This window comes from Paenibacillus sp. FSL K6-4396 (genome assembly GCF_038002525.1).
GTDB lineage: Bacteria > Bacillota > Bacilli > Paenibacillales > Paenibacillaceae > Paenibacillus > Paenibacillus amylolyticus_B.
In genome coordinates this window covers 5,416,681-5,428,667 of record NZ_JBBOCR010000001.1, presented here as the reverse complement: position 1 = coordinate 5,428,667, position 11,987 = coordinate 5,416,681, and the positions used below count along the sequence as shown (strand labels likewise).

Annotated in this window: 1 protein-coding gene; it reads left to right on the top strand. The window is 45.3% G+C overall.

Annotated elements, in window-relative coordinates; translation table 11 throughout:
- Window position 1: 1 nt before the first annotated feature.
- A complete protein-coding gene (locus tag MHB85_RS23730) occupies window positions 2-11,944 on the top strand; it encodes a non-ribosomal peptide synthetase (protein WP_149846771.1) in 11,943 nt (3,980 codons plus the stop codon).
- Window positions 11,945-11,987: the final 43 nt, after the last annotated feature.

Sequence of the window (11,987 nt, the reverse complement as noted above, 5' to 3'; positions counted from 1 at the left end):
CGTGGAGAAAATTCTGAAGCTCCTGGTAGAGAGTGTCAAGGACCAGAAGATGAACAAAACAACGGCGGCTCAGATCGTGAAAATGCTAAAAGAAGGGGAAAAGAAACCCGTCAAGGATATCGCCATCATCGGTATTTCAGCCAAATTGCCCAATATGGAAACACTGGATGACTACTGGGATAATATCCAGAGTGGTGTAGATTGTATACGTCCCATTCCCAAGACACGAAAATCGGATATGGACGCTATTCTCTCTTATATGGATATACCTGAGGGAGATATTCAATATTACGAAGCGGCGTACCTGGACAATATTGACCAATTCGACCATGAATTCTTTCGTTTACCTCCCAAAGAAGCCAGTTTAACGGATGTTAATCAGCGTTTGTTTATGGAGACGGCATGGGATGCCATGGAAGATGCAGGATACGGTAACGATAAATTATCGGGCACCAATACAGGTGTCTATGTAGGTTTTTCCAACAATATCAAAGATATGTATATGCGATATATTACCGAAACGATGCAGACGAGTGCACTGTCCATCGTTGGAAATTTGGCTTCCATATTATCCAATCGAATCTCGTATCTTCTGAATCTGAAGGGACCGAGTATTGTTGTTGATACAGCGTGTTCCTCTTCGCTCGTAGCTGTCGCCATGGCATGTCAGGCCATACGGAACAAGGAATGTGATATGGCAATCGCGGGCGGTGTGAAACTTCATCTCATGACACGCGAGAATCAGAATGAGAAAATCGGGATGGAATCTCCAGACTATCGGACCAAAACATTTGATGATTCTGCAAATGGGGCGGGAATGGGCGAAGGAGTCACTGCTTTATTGCTGAAACCACTAGACGCTGCAATGCGTGATGGTGATCAGATCTATGCGGTAATTAAAGGTTTGGCCGTCAATCAGGATGGAAGTTCTGGCGGATTGACTGTACCGAACCCGTCCACTCAGGCTGAGTTGATTGTAAAAGCGTGGGAGGACGGTAACATCGATCCCGAAACGATCTCGTACTTTGAACCGCATGGTACGGGGACAGAATTGGGAGATCCCATTGAGATTAAGGGAATTCAGAACGCGTTTAAGAAATATACTTCCAAGAAACAATTTTGTGCGATTGGTTCGGTTAAAACCAATATCGGTCATCTGTACGAAGCGGCTGGAACTGCTGGCTTAATTAAAGCAATTCTGGCGCTGAAAAATAAAAAACTCCCTCCAACCTTGAACTTTGAAAAGCCAAATAGAGCGATTGACTTCAGTGGATCACCCGTTTACGTGAATACTACACTGCGAGAGTGGACCACGGATGGAACAACCCCAAGACGGTGTGGTATCAGTTCTTTTGGAATTGGGGGAACCAACTGCCATCTTGTGCTTGAGGAAGCGCCGGATCGGGCAAATGCAGAGCATAAAGCGAACACTTCTGTAACAGATCCATCCATTCTGACGTTGTCCGCCAAGTCTGAGGAATCGCTGCGTCAGATGATCAGTAAGTATATCTATTTTCTTGAAAAAGATGAACTGCCAACATTACAAGATATATGTTATACCGCCAACACGGGAAGAGGGAAATTCCCATATCGGGTAGCAATCATAATGGACAGCAACATCGATTTGCATCAGAAACTTATCCAGCTGGAGCGTTCAAAGCAGCTCTTTGGTACTTCACATGGTTCGCACATCTATACAGGCTTTCACAAGCTGGTTCAAGATGAGGAGGCAGCGGATCAGGAATTCAGAATGTCGCTCTCATCCAGGCATGAGATGAGCGTATCGCTGAGACAAGCTCTTGGAAAATTCATGAACAGTGGGCAGCAAGACATCAATGCGTTACATCAGGCTGCTTCATTCTATGTCTCTGGGGGCGATGCTGACTGGGAAGCGCTTTATGCGAATCAGAGTGTATTCAAGGTCAGTTTGCCATCCTACGCATTTCAGACGCACAGATGTTGGATCGACATTCCAAAACGTAACAGAAGATCAGAAAAGGTACAGGCAGAGGGCATGTTTTATCAAGCTGTATGGCAACGATATACGCCTGTATCTCGAGATTCTGTCGTCTCACAAATGAAAGGCGCCGTACTTCTCTTCCGCGGAAACGATCAAATCAGTGCTGCCTTGACGGTCCGATTGGAGCGTGAGCCCGAAGCACGAGTCATTCAGGTAGCCTGGGGGGATCGTTACGAGAAGTATGATGATTCGCACTATGTGATTCGTGGCGATGAAAGTGACTACATTCAGTTATTGGATGATATGAAGGGTCAGGGGCTAACCCGTATCATTCACGGGTTTACTCTGGCAGAGAATGATTCAGATGATTATTTACAAAGCGAGGAACAATTGAAGTTAAGCCAGGACCGTGGAATTCAGAGTGCATTCTACTTGACCCGTGCCCTTCTACATCATCATATGACAGAGGGACTGCAGCTTCAATTCATATCCTCTCTAGCGAATGCAGTTACGGGTTATGAAGGTCAGGTAAGACCGGAGAATGCAACGCTTAACGGATTCGCAAAAGTCATTGAACAGGAGTATCCGGAGATATCCTGCCGATTCATTGATGTGGATTCAGATACCGATGCGGATACGATCTATGCAGAATTGAATGGCTCCCATGACCGTTTCCAAGTGGCGTATCGACATAATCAGTCATACGTAGAAGAATTGGATATTGCCAATATTCTGGAAGCCAGTCATGAGGAAGTGACTATTCGTGAGAACGGTTTATATCTTATTGCTGGTGGAACAGGCGGAATTGGTTTGCAATTCGCGAAGCATCTGGCTGATGAACGCTGCATTCGTCTGGCACTAATCAGTCGTACGGCGATGCCTGATCGCACTGTGTGGGACAAGCTTATTCAAGAAAAAGATCCAAAGATAATATCCATAGAAATGATTGAACGAATGAAAACCATTATGGAGCTTGAAGCCGGAGGATCAAGTGTTGAATTAATCAGTGCAGACATCTCCGATCTGGAGCAGATGACTCAGGTTGTGCAGAGGTTGAGAACAAAATATGGACAAATCCATGGGGTAATTAATAGCGCTGGTGTTGCCAATGATGGCTTGATTATCCGTAAGGAAGAGACTGCATTCCAAGAGGTTCTGAGACCGAAGGTTCAGGGAACCTGGGTTCTGAATCAAATAACAGCGCAGGAACCACTCGATTTCTTCGTTATGTTTTCTTCTGGCATATCCATGTTAGGAGAACCGGGACAGAGCGATTATGTTGCTGCAAACTGTTTTCTGGATAGCTTTGCGTCTTACCGCGCAAATGGAACGGGCCGAACGCTAACTATTAACTGGCCGGCCTGGAAGGAAACCGGGATGGCTGCCAGATTTGGTCTGAATGTGGATACAGCATTCAAGACGTTAGCGACTCATCAAGCGATCAGTGCTTTTGACATGGTATTGAGCCGTCGTATACGCCGAGTGTTGATCGGTGAGCCCAATTATGCGAGTGAACTCCTACCGTTGATAGAGTCGTCAAGGGTTATTCAATTTTCGGAAGCCATGACAGCTCGAATTCAACAGGAACGTAATCATTTGAATTATCATAACAACCAGCTGACGAGAACTGAGTATGAACAAAAGGTTGAACTGCACGGACGAGATAACGGTATATATACAACTAAGGAGAAGGAACTTGCCCAACTGGTGGGACATGTTCTCGGGTTTACCGGGTTAGATGTATACGACAACTTGTTTGAACTCGGCGTTGATTCAATATCAATGATGCGCATTATTACTGAAATACGGGTACGATACCATGTTCACCTAAACTACCACACGTTCTTTGAAGGTATGAATCTGGCGAAGCTTGCAGTTCATCTGATTGGTGCACTCAAGGAAGCTGGTGCGATATCCGAGTATCCCCAGCAAGAGCCGGAACCGGCGACCCTGTATGAGGACTTCCCTTTGACAGAAGTACAGATGGCTTATCTGTTAGGTCGAGACGAGCGGTTTGAGATGGGGGGGACATCCACTCACTATTATCTGGAATTGGAAACCAAATTGAACATGACGCATTTCCAGACAGCATTGCAAAAAGTGATTCAGCGTCATCCAATGCTGCGAGCGGTCATATTGCCGGAGGGCATACAACGAATATTGCCACAGGTACCAGACTATCAACTGGAAATCGTTGATGTGTGCCATCTGAATGAGCAGGAAAAGTGGAAACACATTGAGGTGGAACGGGAACGAATGTCCCATCATGTGTTTGAGCCGAGCCAATGGCCGCTGTTTGAATTCAAAGCTTTTAAAATAGATGATACACGGCATTACCTATTATTTGGTTATGATCTGCTGATCTGTGACAGTGCGAGTATCCAGATCCTTGGAGAGGACCTGGTGCATTATTGCCGTGAGCCGGAAAAGGAACTTCCTGCACTCAAGTTTTCGTTCAAGGATTATATGATGGCATACGGAGAACTGAAAAAGGGTGAAATGTACGCACGTGACAAGAAGTACTGGATGGATCAGTTGGACACATTCCCTTCCGCTCCAGCACTTCCACTGAAGCAGGAGCCCAGACATATCAAGAAACCGCAATTTTCACGGCTAAGCTGGGTATTGGAACAAGATCTGTGGGAGCAACTAAAGCATAAGGCGCAGCAAAAAAATGTAACACCTTCCGCGCTTCTATGTACTGCCTTTGCTCGAGTTTTGGCCCGTTGGAGCAATCAGGATCGACTTGCCATCAATCTGGCGGCGTTCAACCGCTTTCCATTTCATGAAGAAACCAATCAAATTATCGGTGATTTTACATCCATCATGTTGCTCGACATTAACGAACAAAAAAACAAACCTTTTTGGGAACAAGCAAGAGACGTGCAGAGTGGCATGCTCAATATGTTGGAACATCGACATTATGACGGCGTGGAATTCATTCGAGAACTGGCCCGTCATCGAGAAGCGGGTACTTCAGCCATTATGCCGATTGTATATACCAGCACATTATTTGTGGATGCCATCGGAAGCTGGCAGCATATCGGAGATCTGAAAATGGGTATCAGTCAGACCTCCCAAGTCTACCTTGATAATCAGGTAATGGAGACTGACGGGAGACTGACCATTAACTGGGACTATATTCAGGATCTTTTTCATTACGATACACTTTCCGCCATGTTCGATGATTATACAGCGATAATTACTCATCTGTGTGAGCAAGAGAATATCGAGTTTTTACCAGGTTTGCCTGAACAGGATAAGGCCATCTGGAATGCATTTAATGCAACAGCACAATCATTTCCTATATCTACACTGCATGGGTCTTTTATGGAGCAGGCGACCAAGACTCCTTATCAGACAGCATTGATTTACGGTAATCAGCAATTGACTTATCAACAGCTGGATGAACGTTCCAATCAGCTCGCTCATTACTTGACGCAACAAGGAATAACACGGGGAGACCGGGTGGGGTTGTTAGCCAAACGTGGTATGGAGACAATTGTGAATACCATCGGCATTCTCAAAGCAGGAGCGGTATACGTGCCTGTTGATCCCGATTATCCCGAAGATCGTCAGCAATACATTTTACAAAATAGTAACTGCAAAATGCTGTTATTACCCGAACTTTATACGTTTGAGGGACTGGCTGAATTGCCAGTGGAGCCACTGGAAAATAACGCAGCACCTGACGATCTTGCCTACATTATTTATACGTCTGGCAGCACGGGAACTCCAAAAGGGGTAGCTACTGCCCATGGCCCGGCAATGAATACCATTCGGGATATCAATATGAAGTTTGAAGTGACGGATCAAGATCGGATGCTTGGTATCTCTTCAATGTGCTTTGATCTGTCAGTCTATGATATTTTCGGTGCACTTGCGACGGGTGCAGCACTTGTGATCATTGCTGACCAACGTGATATTCATGACATGTACGACGCGATACAACAGCATAAAGTAACCATCTGGAATTCAGTTCCAGCCATTATGCAACTGATGGCAGATTACGTAACCGATCAAACCAATGAACAACTAAGACTCATCCTGCTCAGTGGGGACTGGATACCAAAGAAATTGCCAGAGCAAGTACATGGGCATTTTCCTTCGGCACAGGTTATCAGCTTGGGAGGTGCGACAGAGGCATCCATTTGGTCTATCTATTATCCCATTGATACTGTCAAGTCTGATTGGAAGAGCATTCCTTATGGAAGACCACTTGCGAATCAGACATTCTATACGCTTGATTACACGGGTAGCCTGAGCCCAGTCGATGTCATTGGTGAGCTCTGCATCGGTGGAGCAGGATTGGCTGAAGGATACTTTAATGATCGGGTGAGGACCGACAATGCATTTTTTAATCATCCTGAATTGGGACGTTTATACCGCACAGGTGATTTTGGAGTCTTGCGAAGAGAAGGATACATTGAATTCCTTGGCAGACGGGATTCCCAAGTGAAAATCAGGGGGTATCGGGTTGAACTTGGAGAAATTGAAAGCCGATTATCTACAGTTCCTAGCGTGAAGCAGGCTGTCGTTATAGATAAAGTGGACATGCAAGGAACAAAGGTACTGGTAGCCTATTACTCAGCGGAGCGCAGTTATGACGAACTGGAGATGAAGCGTCTTTTGGCAAAAGCACTTCCGGATTACATGGTTCCTCAGCATTTAATCCAGTTGTCTGAATTTCCACTTACACCCAATGGAAAGATTGATCGGAAAGCGTTACCGGAACCAACCTTTGGACAACAGTCCAGTGCACTTGCAGGAACAGAAAGCCCAACGGAGCAAAAGCTGATTGAACTCTGTGAATCGGTATTTGGTATGAATGGAATAGGAACTCACGACAGCTTTTTCCAGATGGGGATCAATTCAATTCTAATGGTGCAGCTGGTGAATCGGATTGGGCAGGAATTCAATCAACGTCTCAGCTTCAAGGAATTTATGGCCCTGAGAGATATTTATGAACTGGCGTCTTTGCTTGAGAGCTCTGTGGAAAATGAAGAGTCAGTGGGAACAATTCATTATCCTCAGCATGATCCATGCCCTGATCCTGAAGGCCGACCATTCCCGCTAACCGAGGTACAGATGGCTTATGTCGCAGGAAGAAGTCAGGCTTTTGAAATGGGAGGCACATCCACACACGGGTACCTCGAATTCGAAACTCAACTGGAGATGACGCGCTTCAATGAAGCACTAATCAAGCTGATTGAACATCATCCTATGTTGCGGGCAATTATCCTGCCTACCGGAGAGCAACGAATCCTGCCACATGTACCGGTATACCGAATGGATATTGAAGATATCAGTGGTTTGAGTCCTGACGAGATGGAACGGGTGATCATAGCCGAAAGAGAACGTATGTCTCATCATATTTTTGAATTGGAGCAATGGCCATTATTTGAGATACGTGCGAAAAAAATATCTAAGGATACACATCTGCTGTTGTTTGGATATGATCTGCTCATTGCTGATGGGGCAAGCACACAGATCTTCAATAATGATCTACTGAAATTCTATCATCATCCCGAGATTGATCCGGAGCCTAATCCATTTACATTCCGCGATTATATTCTTGCTTACAATGAATTCCGTAAATCGAATACGTACCTGGCTGATAAACAATACTGGCTTGCCCGAGTAGAGGAGTTCCCAGCAGCACCTGCACTCCCATTGAAGACAGATCCTGCACAGATCAGCGAGCCCAAATTCAAGCGACTTAATGAAGTGTTTGAACCACAGCGTTGGGAGATATTGAAAAAGGTTGCTAATGTACACGGGCTAACACCTTCAGCGCTTCTCTGTGCAGCCTATGCCCAGATCTTATCGTACTGGAGCAATCAACAGAAGATTGCACTGAACCTGACAGTCTTCAATCGTTATCCATTCCACCCAAGCATACAGGATATCATTGGGGACTTTACTTCCATGATTTTAATTGATGTGGATATGGCTTCGGGGAATGATTTTATGGGTCATGTGCGTCATGTTCAGGACAGTATACTGGAGGCGCTGGAGCACAGGCATTATGAAGGCATCGAATTCATACGTGATCTCTCCAAGCACCATCAAATGGGGAACAAGACCGTAATGCCAATTGTCTTCACAAGTATGATCTTTAATGAACGTGAGACATCTGAAGCAACTCAGGGACTGATTGGAAAGGTTCGAACTGGGGTCAGCCAAACATCGCAGGTATATCTGGATCATCAGGCTTCGGATGCGGGAGGGCAACTAACGCTAACCTGGGATTACGTGGATGACTTGTTTGACCAACATGTGGTCGAAACGATGTTTGCGCAATATATTGCGCTGCTGGATGGCCTAATTGCGGGAGAAACGATTACGGGGCCTGACATTCCTTCAGTCGATCGCAGCATTTTGGAAAGGTATAACCAATCAGAAGAAAATATCCTGCCAACAACATTGCAACATTTGTTTGACCGTATGGCTAAACATTATCCAGATCAGGACGCATTGTTGTTTGAGGATGAGCGGATGACGTATTCGGAGCTGGACCGAAGATCTGGTCAACTGGCAGGATATTTACTTGAACAGGAGATCCGGCGAGGGGATCGAGTTGGCGTTGTGGCAAGGCGCCGTATGGAGACCATTGTAAATGTAATGGCTATACTTCGCACTGGTGCGGCATATGTACCACTTGATCCGGATTATCCTGAAGATCGGCAAGCTTACATGCTTAAGAATAGTGATTGCCAAATTGTATTGGACGTGGATGCCTATGATCAGGTCTCGGCTTCAGGTTATCCTCTACTCGAAGGTGAGCCATCTGGAACACCTGATGATATTGCATATGTAATCTATACCTCGGGAAGTACGGGTAGACCGAAGGGTGTTGCGATTACTCATGGGGCTGTAACGAATACGATTCAGGATATGAACCGAAAGTTCGGTGTTCATGAGAAGGATCGCATGCTTGGCGTATCTTCCATGTGTTTCGATTTATCCGTATATGACGTGTTCGGTGCACTTTCCTCGGGTGCAGCTCTCGTAATTGTATCCGACCAAAGAGATATCCGAATGATGAAAGAGGCCGTTGATCGCCATCAGGTTACAATCTGGAATTCGGTTCCAGCAATTATGGATATGTTCATGGATCGCCTGGAATCCGATGCTGGACGAAGCTACCGTTGGGCAAGTGATGAAGAGATTCAGGCGTCAACCCAACTGGCTGTGGAGAAAGAGTCAGTAGAATCGGTATACCATTGGTCATTCTCCACACTGTGGCGAATGGATGGAAAGCATATCTACGTGGATGAGTTCAAATGCCCTGCATATGCAACAGGTATGTTCCCTGAACTGTATTTCTTGGCACAAAAGGGAATTCGGCAATCCGAGATTGCTTCTTTCTTCCCGAATGTACCTGCTAGTGAAGTGAATTCGCTCATGGAACTGCTTATTCGCAAACGTGCTTTGGTCAGCGGACTTATGGAGCCAGCAGAAATTTTCAAGAAGCAGACGCAGTTATTCCGCAATCCGTATGACGAAAAGGTGGCATACGATGCACAGGCATACGAGGCATTCAAAAAAATACAGTTGCATCGTAATTTCGGTGAGAACACCACACTTGAGGTCTCACTGGAGCGTGGTGTTGAATATCCTGATTTCATCTCCAAGCGACGTTCTCATCGTTCCTTTAAGGAGGATCAGCCTGTCACTATGAAACAGTTCTCCGATCTGATGGGAGTACTGGGTCAGTATGATCAAGGACAGGAAATTCGTTATTACTATCCTTCTGCGGGAGGACTATACCCGATAGATGTGTTTGTGTATGTGAAGGAAGGAAGAGTTGCGGGAATGGAGGCGGGCTTGTACTACTTTAGTCCAGTGGATCACACGGTACGCCTTATTCATGGGAATGAGTCATTCACTGACGAAATGCACTATTACACGAACAGGTCCATTTATCAGTCTTCAGCGTTTACTGTTTTCTTCATTTACAACGCGGAAGCAACCATGCCGAAATATGGTGCGCAAGGTTATTTATACTCCCTTATTGATACCGGAATTATGGTATCCACACTAAACAGTGTTGGAGAGATGTTAGGCATTGGAATGTGTTCGATCGGAGATATGCCTTTTGAGAAAGTAAAACCGTTATTCAATTTAAATGAAAATCAGATCTGGCTTCACACGGTGGAAGCAGGATTGAAGCCAGAAGATGAAATGGCTTCTACGGAAGAATGGAGCAGCAGCAATTATATCAGACAAGGTCCAAGCGTATCGGTATCCTATGGCGAAAACCCAATGGCTGCTGACCCATCCCTATTATCGGAACGTTCCGTAGCAGTCCTGGGTGCACAGACCGCTCCGCTGGCTAAGTTAAATATCCAAAGTTCTGATATAGAAAGAGCAGTAAACATTACAAACGAGGGTAACCGTCAAAACAGTCTTCGTCTTATACTGCTCAGCGGTGACTGGATACCTCTATCGTTACCGGGCAAAGTCAGAAATCTGTGTCCTGATGCAAGCATTGTGAGTCTCGGTGGTGCAACAGAGGCTAGTATTTGGTCTATATATTACCCTATTAATTCAATATCTGATGAGTGGAACAGTATCCCTTACGGGTATCCGTTGGCGAATCAAACATTCCATGTGCTCGATTATAAACTGCGTCCATGTCCGGTTGATGTTCCAGGTGAGATGTTTATCGGCGGAGTAGGTCTTGCAAATCAATATGTGAATGACTTGGATAAAACGGAGAAAGCATTCATTCAGCATCCGCTCCTTGGTCGATTGTATAGAACGGGAGACCATGGCGTCTTGCGCAAAGAGGGATACATTGAATTTTTGGGCAGAAAGGACAACCAGATCAAAATCAGGGGGCATCGCGTGGAACTTGGTGAAATTGAAGCCATATTCATTCAGCACCACGCCTTGAAGCGTGTGTATGTAATGGACAGGCAGAACGAGCAAAAGAAAAAATATCTGTGTGCCTATTATGTCTCTGATCAAGAAGTTTCCATTGCTGAATTGCGAGAGTTTCTGATATCCAGATTGCCGGAGTACATGGTGCCTTCATTCTTTATCCGGTTGGAAGCCATTCCTTTAACAGCAAATGGAAAAATAAATCGTAATGCATTACCTGAACCAACAGCTCTACACACAGCTCAGGTCCAATACAAGGCTCCTGCCAATGATATTGAAAAACAATTGGTACAGATATGGAGCGAAGTTCTTGGCAATGCTCACATTGGTGTGAATCAGCATTTCTTTGAGATCGGCGGCGATTCTGTACTGATGATCAAAGCACATGCCAGACTTGATGACCAATATCCAGGAATTGTGAAAATAACCGACATGTTTAATTTGCCAACTATTTCGGATATTACCGCTTTTATCGAGAATCAGTTGGAAGAGATGGATGTAATCCATGTATCCCGCTCCCGCATCCCCTTGTCCATGGATTATTTCGTGGAAGGAGATTCAACATCAAACGAAACAGAAGAGTTGCAGTTTGCCTTATCAGCAGAACTCTATGATCGTGTGGTGAATGCTGCTAGCAGGTGGGACGTGGAGGTGGATGATATTTTATTTGCCGGCTTTGCGTACCTTCTCGCACAGACCTCCAACAGTGATCGGATGAGTGTGCATGCAGCCATTGGGCAGGCCGACTATATTCAAGTATTTGATCTGGACTTCGGCTCGTTGGAACAATTTAATGAATTATTCCAGCTTATCCATCAATCCAAGGGTCAAGATGGCAGAGAGACCTTCCACACCAAACATGTTAGTACACTCTTGCAGGAGCCCGGTACAGGAACATTACCTTTGTTCTATAACGCTGGTGCAGTTGCTTCGGGAGTGCCGGTGTCTGAACTGTACGACTTAACGTTACAAGTGGTTCATCAGGAGGACAGCCTGCACTTTGTATGTGGATTCCGTTCAATGAAATGGCGGAAGAGCAAGCTAGAGTCACTCTTGCAACTCTACTTTAAACTACTGAACCCGATACTCGAATGATCTCAAGCCGACTGTAAAGGAGAGCAAAATGAGAAAAGGATTA